The organism is Micromonospora pattaloongensis, assembly GCF_900107255.1.
Classification (GTDB): Bacteria; Actinomycetota; Actinomycetes; order Mycobacteriales; family Micromonosporaceae; genus Micromonospora_I; species Micromonospora_I pattaloongensis.
In genome coordinates this window covers 129,671-154,071 of record NZ_FNPH01000011.1, presented here as the reverse complement: position 1 = coordinate 154,071, position 24,401 = coordinate 129,671, and the positions used below count along the sequence as shown (strand labels likewise).

At 71.7% G+C, this 24,401-nt stretch carries 21 protein-coding genes and 1 rRNA gene; 11 read left to right on the top strand and 11 right to left on the bottom strand.

Features of this window, described 5'->3' with window-relative positions:
• Together rrf and BLW47_RS21825 are read left to right on the top strand one after the other, a co-directional pair.
• Positions 1-94 (top strand): 5S ribosomal RNA (rrf, locus tag BLW47_RS21830); the annotation flags it as partial.
• Positions 95-287: 193 nt separating this feature from the next.
• Positions 288-1,520, top strand: coding sequence for a serine hydrolase domain-containing protein (locus BLW47_RS21825; RefSeq protein WP_091561334.1), 1,233 nt, complete (start codon positions 288-290; stop codon positions 1,518-1,520).
• Here BLW47_RS21825 and BLW47_RS21820 read toward each other — a convergent pair.
• The 3 genes from BLW47_RS21820 to BLW47_RS21810 all read right to left on the bottom strand — a co-directional run bounded on the left by BLW47_RS21820 (position 1,517) and on the right by BLW47_RS21810 (position 3,849).
• Positions 1,517-2,164: a pyridoxamine 5'-phosphate oxidase family protein gene (locus BLW47_RS21820; protein ID WP_091561330.1), complete on the bottom strand. Its 648-nt coding sequence runs from the start codon at positions 2,162-2,164 to the stop codon at positions 1,517-1,519. The two genes, BLW47_RS21825 and BLW47_RS21820, sit on opposite strands and share 4 nt — an antisense overlap.
• Before the next feature lie 141 nt (positions 2,165-2,305).
• On the bottom strand, positions 2,306-3,199 hold the full coding sequence (gene ygiD, locus BLW47_RS21815; RefSeq protein WP_245736883.1) for a 4,5-DOPA-extradiol-dioxygenase: 894 nt from the start codon (positions 3,197-3,199) through the stop codon (positions 2,306-2,308).
• 89 nt (positions 3,200-3,288) lie between these two features.
• Positions 3,289-3,849, bottom strand: coding sequence for a helix-turn-helix domain-containing protein (locus BLW47_RS21810; protein WP_091561327.1), 561 nt, complete (start codon positions 3,847-3,849; stop codon positions 3,289-3,291).
• A 57-nt stretch (positions 3,850-3,906) separates the two neighbouring features.
• On the opposite strand from BLW47_RS21810, the gene BLW47_RS21805 reads away from it, so the two are divergent.
• The gene (locus tag BLW47_RS21805) at positions 3,907-5,139 is read left to right on the top strand and encodes a benzoate/H(+) symporter BenE family transporter (RefSeq protein ID WP_091561324.1); all 1,233 of its coding nucleotides are present in this window, start codon (positions 3,907-3,909) and stop codon (positions 5,137-5,139) included.
• On the opposite strand, the gene BLW47_RS21800 is transcribed toward BLW47_RS21805, so the two are convergent.
• The 4 genes from BLW47_RS21800 to BLW47_RS21785 all read right to left on the bottom strand — a co-directional run bounded on the left by BLW47_RS21800 (position 5,108) and on the right by BLW47_RS21785 (position 7,073).
• On the bottom strand, positions 5,108-5,482 hold the full coding sequence (locus tag BLW47_RS21800; protein ID WP_091561321.1) for a hypothetical protein: 375 nt from the start codon (positions 5,480-5,482) through the stop codon (positions 5,108-5,110). The two genes, BLW47_RS21805 and BLW47_RS21800, sit on opposite strands and share 32 nt — an antisense overlap.
• A 43-nt stretch (positions 5,483-5,525) precedes the next feature.
• On the bottom strand, positions 5,526-5,762 hold the full coding sequence (locus BLW47_RS21795; RefSeq protein WP_091561318.1) for a hypothetical protein: 237 nt from the start codon (positions 5,760-5,762) through the stop codon (positions 5,526-5,528).
• A gap of 119 nt (positions 5,763-5,881) precedes the next feature.
• Entirely contained in the window at positions 5,882-6,346 is a 465-nt protein-coding gene (gene mscL, locus BLW47_RS21790) for a large conductance mechanosensitive channel protein MscL (RefSeq protein WP_091561315.1), read from the bottom strand.
• A 43-nt stretch (positions 6,347-6,389) separates the two neighbouring features.
• Complete coding sequence (locus BLW47_RS21785) at positions 6,390-7,073, bottom strand: FadR/GntR family transcriptional regulator (RefSeq protein WP_091561313.1); 684 nt, start codon at positions 7,071-7,073, stop codon at positions 6,390-6,392.
• Positions 7,074-7,123: 50 nt separating this feature from the next.
• Between BLW47_RS21785 and BLW47_RS21780 the strand changes: the two genes are divergently transcribed.
• Positions 7,124-8,404 carry an MFS transporter gene (locus BLW47_RS21780; RefSeq protein WP_091561406.1) on the top strand — a complete coding sequence of 427 codons (1,281 nt, stop codon included), beginning with the start codon at positions 7,124-7,126 and terminating at the stop codon, positions 8,402-8,404.
• 4 nt (positions 8,405-8,408) lie between these two features.
• On the opposite strand, the gene BLW47_RS21775 is transcribed toward BLW47_RS21780, so the two are convergent.
• Positions 8,409-8,765 carry an STAS domain-containing protein gene (locus BLW47_RS21775; RefSeq protein ID WP_091561311.1) on the bottom strand — a complete coding sequence of 119 codons (357 nt, stop codon included), beginning with the start codon at positions 8,763-8,765 and terminating at the stop codon, positions 8,409-8,411.
• A 193-nt stretch (positions 8,766-8,958) separates the two neighbouring features.
• Between BLW47_RS21775 and BLW47_RS21770 the strand changes: the two genes are divergently transcribed.
• Genes BLW47_RS21770 through BLW47_RS21745 form a run of 6 tightly spaced genes read left to right on the top strand, consistent with a single transcriptional unit; the run spans position 8,959 to position 14,589 of the window.
• Entirely contained in the window at positions 8,959-9,822 is an 864-nt protein-coding gene (locus BLW47_RS21770) for an STAS domain-containing protein (protein WP_091561401.1), read from the top strand.
• A complete protein-coding gene (locus BLW47_RS21765) occupies positions 9,822-10,232 on the top strand; it encodes an STAS domain-containing protein (RefSeq protein ID WP_091561299.1) in 411 nt (136 codons plus the stop codon). The genes BLW47_RS21770 and BLW47_RS21765 overlap by 1 nt, the downstream gene beginning before the upstream one ends.
• On the top strand, positions 10,229-10,648 hold the full coding sequence (locus BLW47_RS21760; RefSeq protein WP_091561297.1) for an ATP-binding protein: 420 nt from the start codon (positions 10,229-10,231) through the stop codon (positions 10,646-10,648). Before BLW47_RS21765 ends, BLW47_RS21760 begins: the two co-directional genes overlap by 4 nt.
• A gap of 11 nt (positions 10,649-10,659) precedes the next feature.
• Positions 10,660-11,679, top strand: a complete 1,020-nt coding sequence (locus BLW47_RS21755; RefSeq protein ID WP_245736881.1) for an ATP-binding SpoIIE family protein phosphatase — start codon at positions 10,660-10,662, stop codon at positions 11,677-11,679.
• 22 nt (positions 11,680-11,701) lie between these two features.
• Positions 11,702-13,042 carry a sensor histidine kinase gene (locus BLW47_RS21750; protein WP_175543748.1) on the top strand — a complete coding sequence of 447 codons (1,341 nt, stop codon included), beginning with the start codon at positions 11,702-11,704 and terminating at the stop codon, positions 13,040-13,042.
• Positions 13,039-14,589, top strand: coding sequence for a fused response regulator/phosphatase (locus BLW47_RS21745; protein ID WP_091561293.1), 1,551 nt, complete (start codon positions 13,039-13,041; stop codon positions 14,587-14,589). Before BLW47_RS21750 ends, BLW47_RS21745 begins: the two co-directional genes overlap by 4 nt.
• Positions 14,590-14,632: 43 nt before the next feature.
• Here BLW47_RS21745 and BLW47_RS21740 read toward each other — a convergent pair whose 3' ends face one another.
• The 3 genes from BLW47_RS21740 to BLW47_RS21730 all read right to left on the bottom strand — a co-directional run bounded on the left by BLW47_RS21740 (position 14,633) and on the right by BLW47_RS21730 (position 19,796).
• Entirely contained in the window at positions 14,633-15,403 is a 771-nt protein-coding gene (locus tag BLW47_RS21740; RefSeq protein WP_091561291.1) for a DUF4352 domain-containing protein, read from the bottom strand.
• Positions 15,404-15,580: 177 nt separating this feature from the next.
• Positions 15,581-17,668, bottom strand: a complete 2,088-nt coding sequence (locus BLW47_RS21735; protein ID WP_091561395.1) for a S9 family peptidase — start codon at positions 17,666-17,668, stop codon at positions 15,581-15,583.
• A gap of 58 nt (positions 17,669-17,726) precedes the next feature.
• Positions 17,727-19,796 carry a SpoIIE family protein phosphatase gene (locus BLW47_RS21730; RefSeq protein ID WP_091561288.1) on the bottom strand — a complete coding sequence of 690 codons (2,070 nt, stop codon included), beginning with the start codon at positions 19,794-19,796 and terminating at the stop codon, positions 17,727-17,729.
• Positions 19,797-19,979: 183 nt separating this feature from the next.
• Between BLW47_RS21730 and BLW47_RS21725 the strand changes: the two genes are divergently transcribed.
• A complete protein-coding gene (locus BLW47_RS21725; RefSeq protein WP_091561283.1) occupies positions 19,980-24,347 on the top strand; it encodes a hybrid sensor histidine kinase/response regulator in 4,368 nt (1,455 codons plus the stop codon).
• Positions 24,348-24,401 lie beyond the last annotated feature (54 nt).

Below are 24,401 nucleotides of genomic sequence, written 5' to 3'. Positions count from 1 at the left end.
AACGCCCGGTAACATTCCGAACCCGGAAGCTAAGCCCTCCAGCGCCGATGGTACTGCACCCGGGAGGGTGTGGGAGAGTAGGACACCGCCGGACAATCTTTCCAGTTGAGGCCCACCCCGCTTACGGGGTGGGCCTCAACTGCATACACACGCAGCAAAAGAATTAGGGGGTCCCGACAGGGGCCCCCTTTTTTTTGGGCCCGCGAACCGATCAAGGAACCACGGGGGCGCCATTGGGCCACGGCTGATCCTTGATCGACGGGGGAGAGCGCCAGTACGCTGCGCCGATGACGATCGAGCGCACCGTGGACCCCGAGTACGTCGGCTTCGACTCCGGCCGGCTCGCGAGGATCGACAAGCACTTCGCGCGATACGTCGATGACGGGCGGCTCGCCGGCTGGCAGATCGTCGTCACCCGTCGCGGTGAGATCGCGCACTCGTCGACGTACGGGCTGCGGGACCGTGAGGCGGAGCGCCCGGTCACCCCGGACACCCTCTGGCGGATCTACTCCATGACGAAGCCGATTACCTCGGTCGCGGCGATGATGCTGTGGGAGGAGGGGCGCTTCCAGCTGACCGACGAGGTCAGCCGCTGGATCCCGGCCCTCGGCGACGTCCGGGTCTACGACAAGGGCTCGGCCCTGCGACCGTTCACGGTGCCGGCCGTCGAGCCCATCCGGATCTGGCACCTCCTCACCCACACCGCCGGGCTGACGTACGGCTTCATGCAGACCTCGGTGGTCGACGCCCTCTACCGGGCCGCCGGCTACGACCTCTACACGCCGGCGGGCGTCGACGCGGCCGGCGCCTGCGACGCCTGGGCGCGGCTGCCGTTGCTCTTCCAGCCCGGATCCGCGTGGGGCTACTCCGTGGCGACTGACGTCCTCGGCCGGCTCGTGGAGGTCGTCTCGGGGCAGTCCCTCGACGAATTCTTCGCGGAGCGGATCTTCGGTCCGCTCGGGATGACCGACACGCGCTGGTGGGTGGAGGAGTCCGACCGCTCCCGGTTGGCCGCGCTCTACTCGGCGCACCCCGTGACCGGCGGCGCGGTGCCGCTGGCGGAGGCCGGCGCCCGCGCCCTGGCAGAGCCGGACCTGATCTCCGGTGGTGGTGGGCTCATCTCGACCGCCGGCGACTACCACCGCTTCACGCAGATGCTGCTGCGCGAGGGCGAGCTCGACGGGGCGCGGCTGCTCGGCAGTCGTACCGTCCGGTTCATGACCCGCAACCACCTGCCCGGCGGCCGGGATCTCGCGCAGCTCTCCACCGGTGGTTTCGCCGAGTCCATCCTCGACGGCGTCGGGTTCGGGCTCGGCTTCGCGGTGGTGCAGGACCCGGTGCCGAGCCGGGTCCCGAGCAGCGTCGGGGAGTACTACTGGGGCGGCGTCGCCAGCACGGCCTTCTGGGTGGACCCCAAGGAGGAGATCACCGCGCTGCTCTTCACGCAGCTCGTCCCGTCGAGCACCCATCCGCTCCGGCCGGAGCTGCGCCAGCTCGTCTACTCGGCGCTCGTCGACTAGGGGCGGGGCGCGTCGGCGTAGAGCCGGTCGGCGTACTCCGGGCCGTAGTAACGCTCGAGCTCCTCGAGCGTCTCCGCGGTGCGCTGCACGCTCTTCACGATCTCGGCGTGCGAGGGCAGAGCGTTCGGATGCCACGTCTGCGGCTGCCACAGCTGCGACCGCAGGAACGCCTTGGGGCAGTGGAAGAAGATCTGCTCGATCTCCACGACGACGGCGAGGATCGGGCGGTGACCCTTGACGGTCGTGTCGTCGAAGAACGGCGCGTCCCGGACCAGGCGCGCCCGCCCGTTGATCCGCAGCGTCTCGGTGCGCCCCGGTACGAAGTAGATCAGACCGACGTGCGGGTTGCCGAGAATGTTGCGGTAGCCGTCGGCGCGGCGGTTGCCCGGGCGCTCCGGAAGGGCGATCGTCCTGTCATCCAGCACGAGCGTGAACCCGGGCGGGTCCCCCTTCGGTGACACATCGCAGGTGCCGTCGTCCGCGGCCGTGGCCACCAGGCAGAACGGCGACGCCGCCAGCCATTCCCGGTCGCGCTCGTGCAGCGCCACGCGCTCCTTGGTCACCGCCCTCGGCGTCGGCTCCCCGAGCAGATCGCGCAGCTCGGCCTCGGACGTGATCTCGACGAGCTCCAGCTGTTCCGGCATCACGCCTCCGCCCCGTACGCGGTCATGCGGTCGTCGACATTGTGCTCCGCGGCCTGCAAGCCGTCGACCCCCCGCGCCCGTCGCGTGTGGAGTACGACCGAGCGGGCTGCGCCCGGATCCGCGCGACCAGCGCTGAGCGCCTCAGATGTTGCTGTCCTCGGCGGGGAGGCGGCCCAGCTCGGCGGCGGCCTCCAGGCCGACGCCGGCCCCGGTCGGGCACCGCGCGTCGAGGGTGTACGCGCTCATCGAGATGGAGCCGTAGACGTACCCGTCGATGAGCAGCTCGACGGGGCGTTCGGCGGCCGCGGCGAGCCCGGCGAGATAGAGCAGCGGGAGGAAGTGCTCCGGGGTGGGGACCGCCCGGCCGTAGTCCTCGTGGCCGCGCAGCGTCGGCGCCGCCTCCGGGACGTCGGTCATCACCTCGCGGGCCGCGTCGTCGAAGCGTTGCGCCCAGCTGAACCCGGTGTCGGTGCGCTGCATGTCGATGCCGCGCAGGTTGTGCACGATGTTGCCGCTCGCCATGATCAGCACGCCTTCCCGGCGCAGCGGCGCCAGCCGCGCGCCGAGTTCGAGATGGTACTCCGGCGGCTTGTTGGCGTTGATCGACAGTTGGAGGACCGGGACGTCGGCGTTCGGGAACGCGTGTCGGAGCACTGACCACGTGCCGTGGTCGATCCCCCAGCTGTCCATGTCGAGCCCCATCCAGGTCGGCTTCACCAGCTCGGCGATCCGCTCGGCGAGCTCCGGATCCCCGGGCGCCGGATAGTCCACGGCGAAGAGCTCGTCCGGGAATCCGTAGAAGTCGTGGATGGTCTTCGGTTGCGGCATCGCGGTGATCGCGGTGGCCTGGATGTACCAGTGCGCGGAGATGACCAGGATGGCGCGGGGGTTCGGGATGCCGGCGCCGAAGGTGGCCCAGGCGTCGGTGTAGCGGTTGAGCTCCAGGGCGTTCATCGGGCTGCCGTGGCCGAAGAAGGCCGCGGGCATCAGCGCCAGGCTGGGGCGCGGGCGGTAGGGAGTCTCGACGCCGGTCATCGCCTCGTATCCGCCCGCCCTTCGTACCCGCGAATCCTGCCCGGGAATCACTATGTACGCCCACGGCGGTGCGCCGGGCGGCTTTCGCGTCAGGCCGGGTCGGCGGTGGCCGGGGAGCGGACCAGCAGGCTCGCGTGCACCTCCTCGTCGCCGAGCACCGCGTAGCCGTGCGGCACGTCGGATCTCCACGAGATGTGCTCACCGGGGCCGGCGACGAGCGGCGCGTCCAGCGGGCCGGCGCGCAGCACGCCGCGGAAGACGGTGAGGTGCTCGGTGACGCCGGCGTGGTGCGCGGGCGAGACCTGCGCCGTGCCGGGCACGATCCGCAGCCGGTAGAGCTCGTACGTCGTGGTCGCCTCCTCGAAGACCTGCAGGAGCGTGCCGACCACCGCGCTGCCGCGTACCTCGGCGGGGGTGGCGCCGGGCGTCTCTCCGTCGGTGAGCACGGTCGCCAGCGGAACGCCGAGCTGCGCGGTCACCGCGTAGAGCGTCTCCAGGGTGGGATTGCGGGTGCCCGCCTCCACCCCGGAGAGGGTGGCCTTGCCGATCCCGGCCCGGCGGGCGAGCTCGGAGAGCGAGACGCCCTGCGCCTCGCGCAGCCGGCGCAGCCGGCGCCCGACCGCGCGGGTCTGCACGTCCGTGTCGTTCATGGCGCTATCCTGCATGCTCGTCACGCGTTCCGTTTACGGAACATGGAAGGGGGCACGGTGGCCGGTCTGCTCCAACCCGTCCTCGCCGGGCTGGTGACCGCGCTGGTCGGGTTCGCCAGCTCGTTCGCGGTCGTGCTGGCGGGGCTGCGGGCGGTCGGCGCCGACGAGCGGCAGGCAGCCTCCGGGCTCCTCGCGCTCTGCGTGTCGATGGGGCTGGTCGCGATCTGGCTCGGGATACGCCACCGGATGCCGATCAGCATCGCCTGGTCGACCCCCGGCGCGGCCCTGCTGGTCTCGACCGGCGCCGTCGAGGGTGGCTTCCCGGTGGCGGTCGGCGCCTTCATCGTGACCGGCCTGCTGATCACCGTGGCGGGCCTGGTCCCGGCGTTCGGCCGGTGGATCGCGGCGATTCCCGCCCCGGTCGCCAGCGCCATGCTCGCCGGCGTCCTGTTCGACCTCTGCGTGGCTCCGGTGCGCGCCCTGGTGGAGGTGCCCGCGCTGGCCGCGCCGATCGTGCTCACCTGGGCGGTGCTGACCCGCTTCGCCCGTCGCTGGGCCGTGCCGGCGGCGCTCGCGGTCGCGGTCGTCGCGATCGCGCTGACCACGCCGACGGGCGCGCTGCACTCCGCCGACCTGCGTCCCGCGATCGAGCTCACCGCGCCCGCCTGGAGCGCGCCCGCGATGATCAGCCTCGCGCTGCCGCTGTTCCTCGTGACGATGGCGTCCCAGAACGTGCCGGGCATGGCGGTGCTCGCCGGGTACGGCTACCGGCCACCACTGCGCGGCGTCCTGCTCGGCACCGGGCTGGCGACCACCGCCGGCGCGCCGATCGGCGGCCACGCGGTGAACCTCGCGGCGATCACGGCGGCGCTGGCCGCGAGCCCGGACGCGCATCCGGATCCGCGACGGCGGTGGATCGCGTCGGTCACCGCCGGTGGCGGCTACGTCGTCCTGGGACTGGGGTCGGGGCTCGCCACCGCCTTCGTTCTGCTCTCGCCGCCGGTGCTGGTCGAGGCGGTCGCCGGGCTGGCGCTGCTCGGCGCGCTGGCCGCGGCGATCGCCGCCGCCGTGGCGGAGCCGGCCGGCCGGGAGGCCGCCGTCGTCACGTTCCTGGTGACCGCGTCCGGCGTCACGGTGCTCGGGGTGGGCGCCGCGTTCTGGGGTCTGCTGGTCGGGGCGGCCGTGCTGCTGCTGCACCGGCGCCCCGCGGCGGGACCGCCCGGAGACCGGCCCGCGGACGACGCCGCCCCCGTCGCGATCACTCCTCGCGGGTCAGCCGGGACCTCGTGACGCTCAACTCGACCACGTCCTGGTTGACGCCCGCGATCTGCTCCGCCCCGACGTAGAGGTCCCGGGCGAACAGGCCGTCGCTGTCGATCTTCAGGTAGCCGGTCCGCAACAGTCGTGCCGCGAGGTCCGGCGGCACCTCCGGCTCGTCCCCCGTCTGCGGGTCCGGCACCCGCCCCTCCAGCGCGCCGCTGCCGACGGTCGGCCCCTGCGCGGCCACGGCGTTCGGGTCGCCCATGCGCACCCGGTCCACGGTGCCGATCTCGTCGCCGGCCGCGTCCACGACCCGCATCCCGGAGGCGACCTGCGCGATGGGCGCCGGGTTGGTGGGGAAGCCTGCTGTCATGACTGCCCCGGTTCCCCGGCGACGGGCGCGGTAAACGGGTGGGTCAGGCGGGGTCGGTCGGGCGGGCGGAGAGCTCCCGCCACTCGTCCGGGCCGACCAGCAGGCCGCGGACCGCCTCGTACGCGTCCTCCTCGGCGCCGAACTCGTAGAACCGGGAGATCCCCTCGGCGCCGCCGGCCCGCTGCTCCACGTGCCAGCGGTCGGCGTCGGCGCGGAGATACACGTCGCGCCGGGCGATCCGCCCCCATTTGCCGTTCCACCAGTGCTTTCGCTGCTCCATGGCGCGGCACTCTATCGAACGCGTGTTCGATTCACGATCCGACCCGCCGCTCTGACGGATCAAGGGCTCCTCCATCCGGAGAAGCCCTTGATCAGTGGCGAAGCGCGTGGTCGGCCGCGTCAGTGCCGCGGGGGATAGTCGCGGCTCTCCGGGACATTGCCGAGGTAGTCGGCGTGCTGCGCGGGCACGCGGGCGCCGGCGAGCAGGGCGTCACGGATCTCGGTGAGGAGCTTGACCTCCTCGCTGGGGGCCTGCGGCTCCGGCTCCTCGCCGCGCTTGCGCCGCTCGGCCAGCCTGTTCATCGGGTAGACGACCAGGAAGTAGAGCGTGGCCGCGGTCAGCAGGAAGGTGATCGCCGCGTTGACGAAGGCGGCCCAGTCGAAGGCGACGCCCCGGAACGTGGGGGCGGTGGCGTCGATGCCGTTCTTGCCGGTCGCCACCAGGATGATCACTCTGATGAGCGGCTCCAGGAACGACTTGGTCAGCTGCGTGACCACTGCGGTGAAGGCCGCGCCGATGACGACGCCGACCGCGAGGTCGACGACGTTGCCGCGCATGATGAAGTTCTTGAAACCCTTGAGCATCCGCTCCCTCTCCCCAGGTTTGACGGTCGTGCCAGCCGACAACCTATGCCCCCTGGAGGGTTTCGAGAAAAGCTCCGGCTTCGTGTGCGGCCCGGGCGGGGTCGCCGGCCCGGATCGCCTCGACGAGTTCCCCGTGGGCGACGTAGCGGTCGGGTCGCAACGCCCCGCGCATGGCCTCGGTGAGCGACGCGCGCAGGGCCGCGCCGAACGAGGCGTAGAGCTCGGCGAGCATCGCGTTGTGCGCCGCCGCCACGATCACCGTGTGCAGTGCGGCGTCGGCCTCGACGAAGTCGGCCACCCGGCCTGACGCCCACGCGGCCTCGCGGTCGCGGAGCGCGGCGTCGAGCGCCGCCAGGTCCTCGGGCGTACGCCGCAGCGCCGCCAGCCGTGCCGCCTCCACCTCGAACGCCCGGCGCACCTCGACGGCGTCGGCCATCTCGGCGGCGGCGAGTCGCCGCGCGACCACGCCGGAGAGCTCGTCGGTGGAGATCACGTATGTGCCGGAGCCCTGCCGGCACTCCAGGACCCCGGCGTGCACGAGCGCCCGGACCGCCTCCCGGACCGTGTTCCGCCCCACGCCGAGCGCCTCGACGAGCTGCGGCTCGGTCGGGATCTTCGCGCCGAGGGCCCACTCGCCCGTGCTGATCTGCTCCCTGAGCTGCTCAATCACCTGGCGCACCAGGGTCTGCCGGCGCTGCGCGGGGGCAGACGGTGACGTCAGTGTCATCGGTTACATCACCCGACCATAAATCATCCCATGATTCTATGATCGATGGCATGACGCCGCCACCCACCAGCCTCGCCGAGCCGCCGATCGTGACCCGTACCATCCCGGTGCCCTCCGCGCCGGTGGCCGCGCCCCGGGTCACGGCGCCCGCCACGGCGACCGGTGGCGTCCTGATCCTCGCCGCGATCCTGACCGTGGCGCTCAACCTGCGGGTCGCTGTGACCAGCCTCGGCCCGCTCCTCGACGAGGTGCGCACCGGCCTGGGCCTCTCCGGCGCGGCGGCCGGTTTCGTCACCACGCTGCCCACCATCGCGTTCGCGGGCGTCGGTGCGCTCACCCCGTGGCTGGTCCGGCGCTTCGCGGCGGCGCGGGTCCTCGTGGTCGCGATGCTGCTGCTCGGGGTGGGGCAGCTGCTGCGGATCGCGACCGACTCGTCGCTGGTCTTCGTCGCCACCAGCGCGCTGGCGCTCGCCGGCATCGCGGTCGCCAACATCATGCTGCCGATGCTGGTGAAGCAGCACTTTCCGCACCGCGCCGGGCTGGTCACCGGCGCCTACACCACGTCGCTGACCCTCGGCACCTCGGTCGCTGCGGCGAGCGCCGTGCCGATCGCGCACGCGTTCGGGTCGTGGCGTGCCGGTCTCGGCGTCTGGGCGGCGCTCGCGCTGGTCGCCGTACTCCTGTGGGCCCCGCTGGCGCTGCGCGCCCCGCGTCCCGTGCGGCGCGCGACCGCGACCGCGTCGTCGCGCATCCGTCCCGGCCGCACCCGGCTGGGCCGGGCGATGGCGCTCTACTTCGGTCTGCAGTCGCTGAGCGGGTACGCCGTGATGGGCTGGCTCGCGCAGCTGTTCCGGGACGCCGGCTACCACCCGCAGACCGCCGGGCTGCTGCTCGCCGGCGTGACCGCCGCGGGCGTGCCGGTGGCGCTGGTGATGCCGACCATGGCGACCCGGCTGCGCACCCTGCGTCCGCTGGTGCTCGTGATGTCCGCGGCATCCGCGGCGAGCTACGTCGGCCTGGCGCTCGCCCCGCACGGCGGCGCGCTGGCCTGGGTGTTGCTGCTCGCCATCGGGCAGGGCGCGTTCCCGTTGATCCTGGCGACGATCGGGCTGCGTGCCCGGACCGCCGCCGGGACCGTGGCGCTGTCGGGGTTCGCGCAGAGCTCCGGCTACGTCATCGCGGCGCTCGGGCCGCTGCTCGTCGGCCTGCTCTACGAGCAGACCGGCGGCTGGACGGCCCCGATCGGCTTCCTGCTGGTCGCGCTGGTCGGCCAGACCCTCGCCGGGCTGGCGATCGCCCGTCCCCGCTACATCGAGGACGAGCTGAAGTAGCCGCTCAGTCCGCGGGGGCCGGCTCCGGCGCCGCGACCGCCTCGTCGACCGACGGGTAGGTCTGCAGCACCTCGACGAGGCCGCTCACCTCAAGGATGCGCAGCACCCCGCGCTGCGGTGCGGCGAGCCGGACGACCCCGTTGGCGTCGTCGCAGCTGTTCTTGGCGCGCACGAAGACCGAGAGGCCCGTCGAGTCGCAGAACGAGACCTGCGCCAGGTCGAAGACCAGCCGACAGTGGCCCCGTTCCAGCAGATCAGTGATCTGATCCTGCAGCTGGGGTGCGGTGGCCATGTCGAGCTCGCCCGCGACCGACACGACGACGACGTCGCCGCGCTCCTCGGTGTGTACCGTCAAGGACATTCCGACCTCCCGTTCGGTCGAACGTTACTCCACCCCGCCCGGTCGGCGCAGAATTGAGGGGCCAATCGGGTTGGTGCACCTGTCGCAACAGTTGGACGAGAGCAACTATCTGGACAGCCACGGTGATACAGTTCCGCGGCCATCTGATGACGATTTTCCCTGGTAGTGCGGGCAACCCATGAAGGAGGCGGCGGTGGCGCTGAGCGCGGACGAGAGCGCCCGGTTGGCGAATCTGCTCGGGCAATACGGGGATCAGATCGTCAAGCGGTGGACGGACAACGTGTCGTCGTCGCTGGCCGGGCGGCTCAGCACAGCGGAGCTCTCCCGGCAGATCCAGGAGCTGCACACCAGCCTCCGGGCCGCGCTCGACCAGCGGGCCGTCGGCCTCTTCGACGAGGTCGCCGTCGAGCTCCGGGCGGTGTTGTCCGAGCTCTCGCGCGCCCGGGCCCGGCAGGGCTTCACCGCGACCGAGACCGCGATCAGCGTCTTCGCGCTGAAGGACGCGCTGCTCGAGCACATCGACGTGTCCGGGGCCGGCCCGGAGGTGATGCGCGATTATGTCGCGTTCACCGGTCTCATCGATGAGATGGGGCTCTTGACGTTCGAGACGTACGCGAATGCGCGCGAGGAACTGGTCGCCGACCAGGCAGAGCAGTTGCTGGAGCTTTCGACTCCCGTCGTCAAGATCTGGGAGGGGGTCGTCGCCGTACCGCTGGTCGGCACGCTCGACTCCGCGCGCGCGCAGGTGGTCATGGAGCGCCTGCTGCAGACGCTGGTCGACACCGGTTCGCCCTACGCGATCATCGACATCACCGGGGTCCCGGCGGTCGACACCCAGGTCGCCCAGCACGTTTTGAAGACGGTCGTCGCCGCCCGACTCATGGGGGCCGACTGCATCATCTCCGGCATCCGGCCGCAGATCGCCCAGACGATCGTCTCGCTCGGCATCGAGTTCGGGGACATCGTGACCAAGGCGAGCCTGGCCGACGCCCTGCGGCACGCCCTGCGCCTGCAGGGCATCGAGACGGCGCGCCGGACCGGCCGCAGGGAGGCCTGATGGACCGAGTACCGGTCCTGAAGATCGGCGACACGCTGCTGGTCTCCATCCAGGTGGACATGGAGGACCAGACCGCGCTGCAACTGCAGGACGATCTCGCCGAGCGGATCGTGGCGACGGGCTGTCACGGCGTCATCATCGACATCACCGCGCTCGACATCGTCGACTCGTTCGTCGGTCGGACGCTCTCCTCGATCGCCGCCATCTCCAAGGTGCTCGACGCCGACACCGTGGTGGTCGGCATGCGGCCCGCCGTCGCGATCACCCTCGTCGAGCTGGGACTGTCGCTCCAGGGGATCCGCACCGCGCTCAACGTCGAGCGGGGCATGGAACTGCTGGCCCGGGGGCGTGGCGACGGGCTGCCACTCCCGTTCGACTCCGACGAGGACGAACTGACGGCGACGCCATGACCGCCGGACTCGACGTGGGCACGCCGCAGGCGCAATCGATCACCCGCGACGAGGACGTGGTACGGGTCCGGCAACTCGTCCGCACCGTGGCCGTGGCCATCAAGCTGTCGCTGGTCGACCAGACCAAGCTGGTGACCGCCGCGAGCGAACTGGCGCGCAACACGCTGGTGTACGGAGGCGGCGGCGACGTGCTCGTCTCCGTCGTGGACAACGGACGGCGGCGCGGCGTGCGCATCGTCTTCGCCGATCAGGGCCCGGGCATCGCCGACCTCGATCTGGCCCTGACCGACGGCTACACCACCGGCGGCGGGCTCGGACTGGGGCTCAGCGGGGCGCGGCGGTTGGTGGACGAGTTCGACATCGTGACGGCGGCTGGCGAGGGCACGCGTATCACGGTGACCAAGTGGTCTCGCTGAGCGGAGGCGCGGTGGCCGCGACCGAATCCCTGCCGGACGGCGAGGCCTGGTTCCGGGTCGAGGACGTGAGCACGGTCAACGCCGTGCGAAGGGCGACGGAGCGACTCGCCGCGCAGATCGGCCTCGGCACCGACCGCGCCGCGGACCTCGCGATCGTCGCCACCGAACTCGCCAGCAACCTCGTGAAGCACGCCGAAGAGGGCTCGCTGCTGCTGCGACCCGTGCGGGATGGGCGGGAGGCCGGCGTCGAGGTCGTCGCGATGGATTCCGGTCCCGGCATGGCGGACCTGCGCCGCTCCGCCCGCGACGGGCACTCCACGACCGGCACCCTCGGGATCGGATTGGGCGCGATCGCACGCCAGGCCACCTGGCACGACGCGTACTCCGTGCCCGGGCGGGGAACCGTGATCGTGGCCCAGGTGTGGCCGACGTCGGCGCAGCCGCAACAACCCTGGGCGGCGGGGATCGCCCGTCCGTTGACCGGGGAATCGGTCAGCGGTGACGGATTCGCCACCAGGGTGGTGGACGGGCGCCGTCAGGTGCTCGTCTGCGACGGGCTCGGACACGGGCCGCTCGCGGCCGCCGCCGCCATGACCGCCGTCAACGCGTTCCGGGCCGCCCCCGCCGCGCCCCCCGCGGCCGTGGTCGAGCACCTCCACAGGTCGCTGTCGCACACCCGCGGCGCGGCGCTCGCCGTCGCGGAGCTGGACCCGGACGCGGGCGTGCTGCGTTACGCGGGCGTGGGCAACATCGCCGGGGTGGTGACCGACGGCGCGACGCGGCGGGGGCTGGTGTCGATGCCGGGCATCGCGGGGCACCACCGGAGGACCGTGCGCGAGTTCGACTACCCGTTGGACCCGGGCGCGGTCCTGGTGATGCACTCCGACGGCGTGACCGACCGGTGGCGGACCACGGACTATCCCGGCCTGTTGACGCGGGCGCCGCAGCTGATCGCCGCAACCGTGCTGCGTGACGCGGGCGTCCGCCGTGACGACGCGTGCGTCCTCGTGGCGCGCCCTCCGGCGGCCTGACGTGCCGCGGTCGCTGCTCACGATGACGATCCGGCAGGCGCACGACATCTTCGTGGTCCGCCAGCGGGGCCGGGAGGTCGCCGCGGCCCTGGGCCTGGAAGAACAGGACCAGATCCGGATCGCGACCGCGCTCAGTGAGGTGGCACGGCAGATGCTTGCCGCCGTCGGTGGCGCGGAGGTCTCGTTCCAGGCGGTGGGGCGGCACGCGCCCCAGTCCCTGCAGGTCGACGTGGTGTCGCCCGTTCCGCTGACGCAGGCGGACCTGACCAGGGGTGATCCGCTCCCGGTCGGGCGACTGGTGGACACTCTCTCGGTTTCTCATGCCGATGCGGTTACGGTCGTAACGATGTCCCGACGTCTACCGCCCAGCGCCGCCCGGTTGACCCCGGAACGCCTCGACGCGCTCCGTGCGGAGTTGGCGGCCACGTCGCCGGGCTCCCCGCTCGACGAGCTGGCCGCGCAGAATCAACAACTGATCGCGGCGCTCGACGAGGTGCGGAGCCAGCGCGACGAGCTCGCGCGGCTCAACGCGGAGCTCCAGGAGACCAACCGCGGTGTGCTCGCCCTCTACGGGCAGCTCTCCGAGGAACTGGAGGAGACCAACCGCGGCGTCGTCGCCCTCTACGCGGAGCTGGACGAGAAGTCGGCGCAGCTGCGGGGGGCGAACGAGGCGAAGACCCGGTTCCTCGCCAACGCCAGCCACGAGCTCCGGGCGCCGGTGACCGCGATCATCGGGCTGGCCCGATTGCTCGCCGACGCCTCGTCCGATCCGCTCACCGCTGAGCAGTTGCGGCAGGTGGAGCTGATCCGAGGCTCGGCGACGGACCTGCTCGGGCTGGTCAACGACCTGCTCGACCTTGCGAAGGCGGAATCCGGGCGGATCGAGCCCAGCTGGGAGGATGTGGATCTGTGCGCCGTGTTCGGTCAGCTCCGTGGAACGCTGCGCGCCCTGGCCAGCCGTCCCCAATTCGAACTGGTGGTGGAGGAGCCGGAGCCGCCGGCGTTGATCCGGTCCGACGAGGTGCTGCTGTCGCGGGTGCTGCGCAACCTGCTGCACAACGGCCTGAAGTTCACCGAGCGCGGCGAGGTGCGGATGCGAGCGCGCCTTGATGACGGGCGGTGGGAACTGTCGGTCAGCGACACCGGCGTGGGGATCCCGCCCGAGCTGCACGAACGGATCTTCGAGGAGTTCTACCAGGTGCCGAGCGCCACCCCGGTGCCCGGCGCCGGCACCGGGACCGGTCTCGGCCTGCCGTACGCCCGGCGGCTGGTGACGCTGCTCGGCGGTTCGCTGACCGTGAGCAGCGAGCCGGGTCGGGGCAGCACGTTCACCGTCCGTCTTCCCGTCCGGGGCGGGCCATGACCGACGACGGTCGCTGCGGCACCGTCCTCGTGGTCGACGACAGCGCGACGAAGCGCTATCTGCTGGTGAACTGGCTTTCCCGCGCGGGCTACGAGGTTGTCGAGGCGGTGACCGGGACCGAGGCGCTCGCCCGGGTCGATGCCGGTGGGATCGATCTGGTCGTGCTCGACGTCCGGCTGCCCGACCTGGACGGGTTCGAGGTGTGCGAGCGAATCAAGTCGGATCCGCGGCACGCGGCGCTGCCGGTCATCCACGTCTCCGCGCACGCCGTCGATGTCGTCGACCGGACGCAGGGCCTGACGCGGGGCGCGGACGCCTACCTCGCCGAGCCGATCGAGCCGGAGGAACTGGTCGCGACGGCGCAGGCGGTGTTGCGGTACTACCGGGCGCGGCAGCGCGCGGAGCTGCTGGCGAAGCGGTTGGCGACGCTGGCGGAGACGACGCTCGCGGTGAACTCCGCCTCGTCGTTCGCGCGGCTGCTGAAGGTCGCCGCCGAAGGCGCGGCCGCGATCTTCGAGGTGCCGGTCGCGGTGGTGGCCGAGACGGTCGACGGAGAGTCGCTGGCCGGGGTGTGCGTCGGCCCGGGCTCGCCCGCGGAGGTACGGCCGTGGGCCGTCGACGACGGTGACGTGCCGGTCGGTTCCACCATGCGTACGGATCAGCCGGCGGACTGGGGCCTCGTGGACTGGCCCGAGGGGGAGACGGTGACCGTGGCCGCGGCCCGGTTACGCGTCGACCGGCCCCCGCTCTACGTGGCGGTCCCGGCCAGCGCGCCGACGGCCGGCCCGTCGGTCCTGGTGCAGCTCGCCCAGGCGGTCGCCGCCGCGGTGGAGGCGCAGCGCTCGTACGACGAGGAGCACCGGATCGCGGTGACCCTGCAGCGCAGCCTGCTGCCACGCCGCCTGCCCGACCTGACCGGATTCCAGCTGGCCGTGCGGTACGAGCCGGCGAGCGCGCAGACCGAGGTGGGCGGCGACTTCTACGAGCTGGCGATGATCGACGGGCAGCTTCTGGTGGCGATCGGCGACGTGGCCGGCCATTCGCTGCACGCGGCGACGATCATGGCCGAGCTGCGGCACGCGGTGCGCGCGTACGCGGTCGAAGGGCATCAACCCGGGGTGGTGATCGAGCGGACGGACGAGCTGCTCCGCACGCTGCTGCCCAACGAGTTCGCGACGATCTGCCTGCTCCTGCTCGACCCGGCCACCGGCCGGTGCCGGATGGCGAGCGCCGGCCACCTGCCCCCGCTCCTGGTGACCGACGGCGCGAGCGAGTTCCTGGAACACCGGGCGCCGCTGCTGGGCGTACGGGTGACGCGCCCGGCCGACCTGGAGTTCGTGATGCCGCGGGGAAGCACGTTGGTGCTCTACACCGACGGGCTGATCGAGCGGCGCGACGCCGACATCGACGAGGGGTTGCGCGCGCTGGCGATCAGCGCGGCGACGGTCGAGGACGACCTCGACCGGTTCTGCGAGCGCCTGCTGGTGGAGTTGGCCGCGCCCGAGATCCACGACGACATCGCCGTCGTCGCGCTGCACCGCCGCTGACCGGCGGGGAGCTGCCATGGGGCGCGCGTCCGCTCGGACGCTGTCAGCCGGTCCGCACCAGCACTCCCTTCGAGCGCGGCGTGGAGTGCAGCTCCAGCTTCACGATCTGCGCGTCGGGCGGGATGTCGTAGACCATGGCGCCGGTCACCTCGCGGCCGGGATTGAGCTCGTCGAGGAAGACCTGCTGGTCGGCGTTGGCGAGCACGCCGGCGCCGGGATCGGTCCGGAACTGCCGGTTCCCCGGCGCGTACGCCGTCTGCAGGGCTTCGTTGAACTGCGCCGGGCGGCTGCCGAGGTTGCGGACGGTCAGCTCGACCAGGCAGAACTGTCCGACCGCGGTCTGGTTGACGTACTGATCGCCGATCCGGCCGATCCCGCAGTGCACCTGCCGGACCCGGAACTCCAGCTGGCCGTCGCGGGCCGGGTCGTTGAGCCCGACGACGCGCTGGTTCTGATCGCGCATCTGGTCGTACACCCGGCGGCCCCACGTCAGGGCGGTGATCGTCGCCGCGGCGCAGCAGCACAGCAGCAGCGCCGCGACGATCCCCAGGATCAGCGCGAGCCGCCCGTTCCGGCCCGGGGGTGGCGGCGGGGGGTACGGCGGGACGGGCCCGGTGTAGGGCGGTGGTCCGGCGCCGGAATACGGGGGCGGGGCCCCGTTGCCGCCGATCCGGGGGGCGGTGGTCGGGGTGTCCGGGGTCGACCAGTCCGGCACGGACGGCGGCGCGGGGGAGACCGGCCGGCTCGGCGGCTCGGGTGCGGGTTCGTCGCGGGGCCGGTTCGGGTCGTTGCCGGTCGGGTCGGGCGTCGTCATCGCCGCTCCCGTCGATCGTGCGCGGCTTTTGCCCGATTCTAGGCGTTCATCTGTTCCCGGTGACCGTCATTCCACCAGCCCGGCCCCGCCCTCCACGGCCTCGGCCAGCGCTGACCCCGCACACCGAAGGGCCCCGCGGCGCAGCGGCAGCGCGCGGGGCCCTTCGGTGTCCGTCCGTCAGCGCACGCCGACGCGGTCGAGGGTCCAGGCGTTGATGAACGCCTCCTCCTTCCACGCGTCGTAGCGTCCGCTGGGACCGCCGTGCCCCGCGCCCATCTCCGTCTTCAGCAGGTAGTGCCCGCCCGGCGCGACCGCGCGCAGCCGCGCCACCCACTTCGCCGGCTCGTGGTAGAGCACGCGGGTGTCGTTGAGGCTGGTCACCGCGAGGATCGCCGGATAGTCGACGGCCGCGAGGTTCTCGTACGGCGTGTAGGACTTCATGTACGCGTAGACGTCGGGGTCGTCGAGCGGGTTGCCCCACTCCTCCCACTCCGTCACGGTCAGCGGCAGCGACGGGTCGAGGATCGTGTTGAGCGCGTCGACGAACGGGACCTGCGCGACGATCCCGGCGAACGCGTCCGGTGCCATGTTGGCCACGGCCCCCATCAGCAGGCCGCCCGCGGAGCCGCCGCGGGCCACCAGCTTGTCCGTCGAGGTCCAGCCGGCCTGCACGAGGTGCCGGGCGGCGGCGATGAAGTCGGTGAACGTGTTCTTCTTCGCCAGCATCTTGCCGTTCTCGTACCAGCGGCGGCCCATCTCGCCGCCGCCGCGGATGTGCGCGACCGCGAAGATCACCCCACGGTCCAGCAACGACAGCCGGGACACCGAGAACCACGGGTCCATGCTGGCCTCGTACGAGCCGTACCCGTAGATCACGCAGGGGGCGCTGCCGTCGCGCGGGGTGCCCGCGCGACAGACCAGCGAGATCGGCACCCGCGTCCCATCGTCGGCGACGGCCCACTCCCGGTGCTGCTCGTACGCCGCCGGATCGAAGTCCCCGAGCACCGGCTTCTGCTTGAGCAGCGTCATCTCCCGCGTCGTCAGGTCGTAGTCGTAGACCGAGTCGGGGGTGACGAGCGAGCTGTAGCGCAGCCGGATCGTTCCCGTGTTGTACTCCGGGTTGGCGTCGAGCCCCACGGTGTAGATCGGCTCCGGGAACTCGAGGTCGTACGGATCGGTGCTGCCGATCGTGATCACGCGCAGCCCGGTCAGCCCCTCCCGGCGCAGCGACACCACCAGGTGGTGGGCGAACGCGTCGACCCCCTCCAGCCGGGTCCCGGGGGAGTGCTCGATCAGCGGCACCCAGTCGCCCGGGCTGTCGGCGGAGGTGTACGCCAGCGCGAAGTCCTCCGCGCCGTCGTTGTGCAGGATCAGGAAGCGGTGCCCGTGGTGCTCCACGGAGTATTCGACGCCCTGCCGACGTTCGGCGATCACCGCGGGCTCCCCGGTCGGGTTGCTCGCCGGGATGACCCGCACCTCACTGGTGATCTTGCTGTGCGCGTCGATGAAGATGAACTTCTCCGACCGGCTCAGCTCGACGCCGACCCAGAACCGCTCGTCGCGTTCCTCGTAGACGATGACGTCGTCGCTGGCCGGCGTGCCGACGGTGTGCCGCCACACCCGGTACGGCCGCCACGCCTCGTCCACGGTCAGGTAGAACAGGGTGGAGCCGTCGCCGGACCAGGCGGTGCCGTAGAACGTGTCCGGCACCTCGTCGGCCAGCACCTCGCCGGTCTGCAGATCCTTCACCCGCAGGGCGAACCGTTCGCTCCCGGCGAAGTCGGTGGAGTAGGCGAGCCAGCGGCCGTCCGGGTTGACGTCGAAGGTGCCGAGGGCGAAGAAGTCGTGGCCGTCGGCGAGCGCATTGCCGTCGAGGAGGATCTCCTCCCCGTCCAGCGGCGCGCCGTCGGCGGTCGCGGGCGGCCGGGTCTCCCCGTCGCGCACCGCGCGCCGGCAGTAGATCCCGTACTGCTGGCCCTCCACCGTGCGGGTGTAGTACCAGTAGTCGCCCTTGCGGCTCGGCACCGACAGGTCCGTCTCCTGCGTGCGCCGCTTCGTCTCGGTGAACAGGGTGTCCCGCAGGCCGGCCAGGGGCGCGGTCACCGTGTCCGTGTAGGCGTTCTCCGCCTTCAGATAGGCGAGCGTGTCGGGGTCGTCCTTCTCCGCGAGCCACGCGTATTCATCGACCACGGTGTCCCCGTGGTGCGTGCGCTCGTGCGGCACCCGCTTGGCGACGGGAGGGGTGGCGGGGGTCTCGGTCGTCACGCCGGTCACGTTACCGTTCCGCGCCGATCGTCTCCGCCCGTGCGGGGGGTTGCGGGCGTCAGAAGTTGGCGTCGTTGCGCAGCACCAGGATCGCGATGTCGTCCCGCGGCGGCTCGGGCGAGAAGCCGAGCGTCGTCGCCCGCAAGCGCGCGGCGACCACGTCCGCGGAGTACCGGGCGAGCGGCGCGGCGGCGTCCCGGAGCCGGTCCGTGCCGAACAGCTCTCGACCGCGGCGTCGCTCGGTCACCCCGTCGGTGTAGAAGATGAGCGCGTCGCCGGGGCGCAGCGACAGCTGGGCGGCGGGCGAGGAGATCGAGTCGAGCAGCCCCAGCGCGGTCCCGCCGGAGCCGACGAAGCGGGCGTTCCCGTCCGCGCCGACCAGCACCGGACGGTCGTGTCCGGCCAGGTGGAGCTCGACGTCGAGCCGGTCGGCGCGGCCGCGGCCGACGGCGGCGAACGCGAGCGTGCAGTAGCGGCCACCACCGCGTTCGACCAGCGTGTCGTTGAGTCGACCGAGCACCTCGGGCAGCGGCTTGCCGTCGCCGACCAGCACCCGGATCACGTCCCGGACCAGACCGGTGACGGCCGCGGCCTGGACGCCCTTGCCGGACACGTCCCCGACGACCACGAGCCACCGGCCGTCCGGGAGCGCCACGACGTCGTAGAAGTCGCCGCCCACCTCGGCCGCGTCGCCGGTGGGCACGTACTCGGCCGCGAAGTCGATCCCCTCGACCACCGGGAGCACCGGAGGGAGCAGCGACTGCTGCAGGGTGTGCGCCACCCGCCGGCGCTCGTCGTGGATCCGGGCGTTGTCGATGGCGAGCGCGGCGCGGCGGGCCACGTCCTCCAGGATCGACATCTCGTCCGGATCGTGCCGGTGCCGCTGGTGCCGCCCGACGGCGAGCGTGCCGAGCCGCTGCCCGCGCGCCACCAGCGGCACCGCGAAACCCTCCATCGGCGCGCCGAGCGGCACGTGGGTCCCGGTGCGGGACGCCTCCCGCAGCCGGGCGACCATCGATTCCGGCCCGGTCTCCTTCAGCACCGCGTGCAGCTCGGGCAGCGCCGACTCGTCGGCGTGCGTCGCCGCGGCGAGCTGCAGCCGCCCCCACTCGTCGGTGGTGTGCACCGCGCACCACTGACCGAGCCGCGGCACGACGAGCTGCGGGATCAGCGCCATGGTGAGCTCGACGTCGAGGGACTGGGCGAGCAGCTCGCTCGCCTCCGCCAGGAACGTCAGCCAGCTCCGCCGGCGCAGGTCGGCGCGGCGGAGTCGGTCGTTCTCGACGTGCAGCGAGAGTCGCTCGGCGACGAGTGCGGCGAGCGGCTCGGCGTAGCCGGAGGGGGCGGCGTCGAGTTCGAGCTCTGCCGAGTACGGGTGGTTGACCGCGATCGGCACCCGCAGCAGCTCCTCGTGCGGACGCGGCGGCCGGCCGTACCGGGCGAGCACCTGCGGACCGTTGCCGTCGCCGCGGTCCAGCCGGACGATGCCACCGGACGCGCCGATCATGTCGGCGACCCGGCCGAGCAGCTCGGCGGCGAAATCGGCGAGCGCGTCGTCGGCGTACGGCTCGGGCGCGACGTGCATCAGGGTGGTGAGCGCGCCGGCGCTCGGAATCGGGCCGGAGGCGGTCTTCGCCAGCTCGTCGGGGAGTTGCACGCGCTCCGGACGCGCCTCGTCGGGGGCAGCGGACTTGCGGTCGAGCCGGAACCAGACGCCCTTGCCGGTGGGCTGGTGCGTGGTGCCCCAGCGGCTGGCGAAGTGGTCGACGAGGAGGAGACCCCGACCCCGTTCCGAAACCTCGGTGATTTCGGCCTCGTCACTGCTCGGGCGCGACGGCACGTTCTCGATCGGTCCGGCCGCGAAGTCGGTGACCGTGACGGTGAGACCGGTGGCGTCCGCGACGACCTCGATGTCCAGCTCCGTGCCGGCGTGCACGACCGCGTTGGTGGAGAGCTCGGTGGTGAGCAGCAGCGCCTCGTTGAGCAGCTCGTCCAGCCCGGCCTCGGCGAGCACGGCGCGCACGATGGCGCGCGCGGTCGCGGGCGTACGCCGGTCGGCGGGCAGACGCACGTGGCGGACGTGCTCCTGTGTCCCGCCGATCGACCCGCGGCTGGCCTCCGTTGACACGCCTTGCATCCTTCCTGCCCCGGCCGCTCGATCCAAGCCCGGCCCACCCACGTGCGCCCGAACGTGGCCACCGGCACTCCAGGAAACCCGCCATTCGGCGCGGCGGGGGATGTCGGCGCTCGCATGTGTCCCGCCGAAGGGGCAATGATGGGATGGCCCGCGTCCCCGGCTGAGCGAGGAATCATGACAACGGCGAAAGAGGTCCCTGCGGCCGAGCGCCCCGTCACCGACGAGGCGGCACTGCTGCGTGAGCTTGCGGAGGCGCTGCGGCGGGTCCGCCGGGGAGATCTGAAGGTACGGCTGCCGCGCGGCGCCGGCGTCGCGGGGGAGGTCGCGGACGCCTTCAACGAGGTGGTCGCGCTCCAGGAGCGGCAGCACCTCGACCTGCGGCGGATCAGCCGCACCGTCGGTCGGGACGGTCGGCTGACCGAGCGCCTCGACGAGGAGGGCTTCGACGGGGCGTGGGCCGAGGGTCAGCGCGCGATCAACTCGCTGATCGACGACCTGGGACGGCCGACCACCGAGATCGCGCGGGTCATCGTGGCCGTCGCCGAGGGCGATTTGTCCCAGCACATGGCGTTGGAGATCGACGGGCGGCCGCTGCGCGGCGAGTTCCTGCGCATCGGGCGCACGGTGAACACGATGGTGGATCAGCTGTCGTCGTTCGCCGACGAGGTGACCCGGGTGGCGCGCGAAGTGGGCACCGAGGGCGAGTTGGGTGGCCAGGCCGACGTACGCGGCGTCGCCGGCACCTGGAAGGACCTCACCGACTCGGTGAACACCATGGCCTCGAACCTGACCTACCAGGTGCGTTCCATCTCACAGGTCGCCACCGCGGTGGCGCGCGGCGATCTGTCGCAGAAGATCACCGTGTCGGCGAAGGGCGAGGTTGCCGAGCTCGCGCACACGATAAACATGCTCACCGAGACCCTGCGGGTCTTCGCCGACGAGGTGACGCGGGTGGCGCGCGAGGTGGGCACCGAGGGCAAGCTCGGCGGCCAGGCGGAGGTGCCGGGCGTCGCCGGCACCTGGAAGGACCTCACCGACAACGTCAACTCGATGGCATCCAACCTCACCGCGCAGGTCCGCAACATCGCCCAGGTCTCCACCGCCGTCGCGCGCGGGGACCTGTCGCAGAAGATCACCGTGGCGGCGCAGGGCGAGATCCTGGAGCTCAAGGACACCGTCAACACGATGGTGGATCAGCTGTCGTCGTTCGCCGACGAGGTGACCCGCGTGGCCCGGGAAGTGGGCATCGAGGGCAAGCTGGGCGGTCAGGCGCAGGTGCGCGGCGTCTCCGGCACCTGGCGTGACCTGACGGAGAACGTGAACCAGCTCGCCGGCAACCTGACCTCGCAGGTCCGCAACATCTCCCAGGTCTCGACGGCGGTGGCGAAGGGCGATCTGTCGCAGAAGATCACGGTCGACGCGCGCGGGGAGATCCTGGAGCTGAAGTCGACGGTGAACACGATGGTGGATCAGCTGTCGTCGTTCGCCGACGAGGTGACCCGGGTGGCGCGTGAGGTGGGCACCGAGGGCAAGCTGGGCGGTCAGGCGCAGGTCAAGGGTGTGTCGGGCACCTGGCGGGACCTGACCGACAACGTGAACTCGATGGCGTCGAACCTGACCTCGCAGGTCCGCAACATCGCCTCGGTCACCACCGCTGTCGCGAAGGGCGACCTGTCGCAGAAGATCACCGTCGACGCGCGCGGGGAGATCCTGGAGCTGAAGTCGACGGTGAACACGATGGTGGATCAGCTGTCGTCGTTCGCCGACGAGGTGACCCGGGTGGCGCGTGAGGTGGGCACCGAGGGCAAGCTGGGCGGTCAGGCGCAGGTCAAGGGTGTGTCGGGCACCTGGCGGGACCTGACCGACAACGTGAACTCGATGGCGTCGAACCTCACCGCCCAGGTCCGCAACATCGCCCAGGTCTCGACCGCGGTGGCCCGCGGCGACCTCAGCCAGAAGATCACGGTCGACGCGCGCGGGGAGATCCTGGAGCTGAAGTCGACGGTGAACACGATGGTGGATCAGCTGTCGTCGTTCGCCGACGAGGTGACCCGGGTGGCGCGCGAGGTGGGCACCGAGGGCAAGCTGGGCGGTCAGGCGCAGGTCAAGGGTGTGTCGGGCACCTGGCGGGACCTGACCGACAACGTGAACTCGATGGCGTCGAACCTGACCTCGCAGGTCCGCAACATCGCCTCGGTCACCACCGCCGTCGCGAACGGCGACCTGTCGCAGAAGATCACCGTCGACGCGCAGGGCGAGATCCTGGAGCTGAAGTCGACGGTCAACACGATGGTGGACCAGCTGTCGTCGTTCGCCGACGAGGTGACCCGGGTGGCCCGTGAGGTGGGCACCGAGGGCAAGCTCGGCGGCCAAGCCCAGGTCAAGGGGGTCTCGGGCACCTGGCGGGACCTCACCGAGAACGTGAACCAGCTCGCGTCGACGTTGACCACGCAGCTCCGGGCGATCTCGCAGGTCTCCACGGCGGTCACCCGCGGGGACCTCACCCAGCGGATCGCCGTGCAGGCCCAGGGCGAGGTCGCGGAGCTGAAGGACAACATCAACCAGATGATCGTCACGCTCCGCGAGACGACGAAGAAGAACGCCGAGCAGGGCTGGCTCGACTCCAACCTGGCGCGGATCGGTGGTCTGCTGCAGGGGCAGCGCGACCTCGGCGAGGTCTGCCGCATGATCATGACCGAGGTCACCCCGCTGGTCGACGCCCAGTTGGGCGCGTTCTTCCTCGCCGACACCGACCAGGCGCTCCTGCGCCTGCGGCTCACCGCCTCGTACGGGTACGTGGCCCGCGACCACGACGTCACGTTCGGCCCCGGCGAGGGGCTGGTCGGCCAGGCCGCGCTCTCCCGCCGCACCATCCGGGTCGGCACCGAGCCCACCGGGTCGCTGACCCTGCGCTCCGGGCTGCTCGCCACCCGCCCGCGCGACCTCGTGGTCCTGCCGGTGCTCTTCGAGGGCGAGTTGCTCGGGGTCATCGAGTTCGCCTCGGTGGCGACCTTCTCCGAGCTGCACCTGACGTTCCTGGAGCGCCTGGTGGCCACCATCGGCATCGCCGTCAACACGATTCAGGCGAACCGGCGTACCGAGGAGCTGCTGACGCAGTCCCAGCGGCTCGCGCAGGAGATGCAGGAGCAGTCCGCGGAGCTGCAGCGCACCAACGCCGAGCTGGAGGACAAGGCGCAGCTGCTGTCCGAGCAGAAGGGCAACATCGAGACCAAGAACCGGGAGATCGAGCTCGCCCGGATCGGCCTGGAGGAGAAGGCGCAGCAGCTGTCGCGGGCGTCGGCGTACAAGTCGGAGTTCCTCGCCAACATGAGCCACGAGCTGCGTACCCCGCTCAACTCGTTGCTGCTGCTGGCCCGGCTGCTGGCCGACAACCCGGAGAAGAACCTGACCGACAAGCAGATCGAGTTCGCCCGGACGATCCACAGCGCCGGCTCGGACCTGCTGTCGTTGATCGACGACATTCTCGACCTGTCCAAGATCGAAGCGGGTCGGATGGACGTCGAGCCGACGGAGGTGCGGTTCGACGAGATCCGGTCGTACGTGGAGCAGGCGTTCGCCCCGCAGGCCGAGGAGAAGGGGCTCGACTTCCAGGTGCGGGTCGCCAAGGACCTGCCGCCGGCCCTGGTCACCGACGAGCAGCGCCTGCAGCAGGTGCTGCGGAACCTGATCTCCAACGCGGTCAAGTTCACCGACAACGGCGCCGTCACGCTGCGGATCGGCCCGGCGCCCGAGGGCACGTTCTTCGACGTGCCGGCGCTCACGACGGCGCGGCAGGTGATCGCGTTCACCGTGATCGACACCGGCATCGGCATCCCCGACGACAAGCTGTCGCTGATCTTCGAGGCGTTCCAGCAGGCCGACGGCACGACCAGCCGGCGGTACGGCGGGACCGGGCTGGGGCTGTCGATCAGCCGTGACCTGGCCCGCCTCATCGGCGGCACCATCACCGTGTCGTCGGAGCCCGGTCAGGGCTCGACGTTCACGCTCTTCGTGCCCGACCAGCTCACTCCGGAGGCGGTCGTCGCCCCGATGCCGCTGGCGGTGCCGCCGGCGCACGTGGAGCTGCCGCCGGTGCTCAGCCCGCCGGTCCAGATCGAGCGACCCGAGCCTCCGACGAGCCGGCAGCTCGAGGACCTCACGGTGCTCATCGTCGACGACGACGTGCGGAACGTCTTCGCGCTGACCAGCGCCCTCGAGCTGCACGGCATGACCGTGCTGTACGCGGACAACGGTGTCGACGGCGTACGCCTGCTCGCGGAACATCCGGAGGTGGACATCGTGCTGATGGACGCCATGATGCCCGACCAGGACGGCTACGAGACCACGGGCGTGATCCGGCGCAACCACCGCTTCGCGGAGCTGCCGATCGTCTTCCTGACGGCCAAGGCCATGCCAGGGGACCGGGAGTCCGCGCTCGCCGCCGGGGCCACCGACTACATCACGAAGCCGGTGGACCTGGACAAGCTGATCACGTTGATGGCGACCTGGGTCGACGGCCCCGGCCGAAGGGCGGGGGAGTGACGGGGATCGTCCGCCGAATCCCGGCGCTGCGTGCCGGCGCGGGAGATGAAAGGG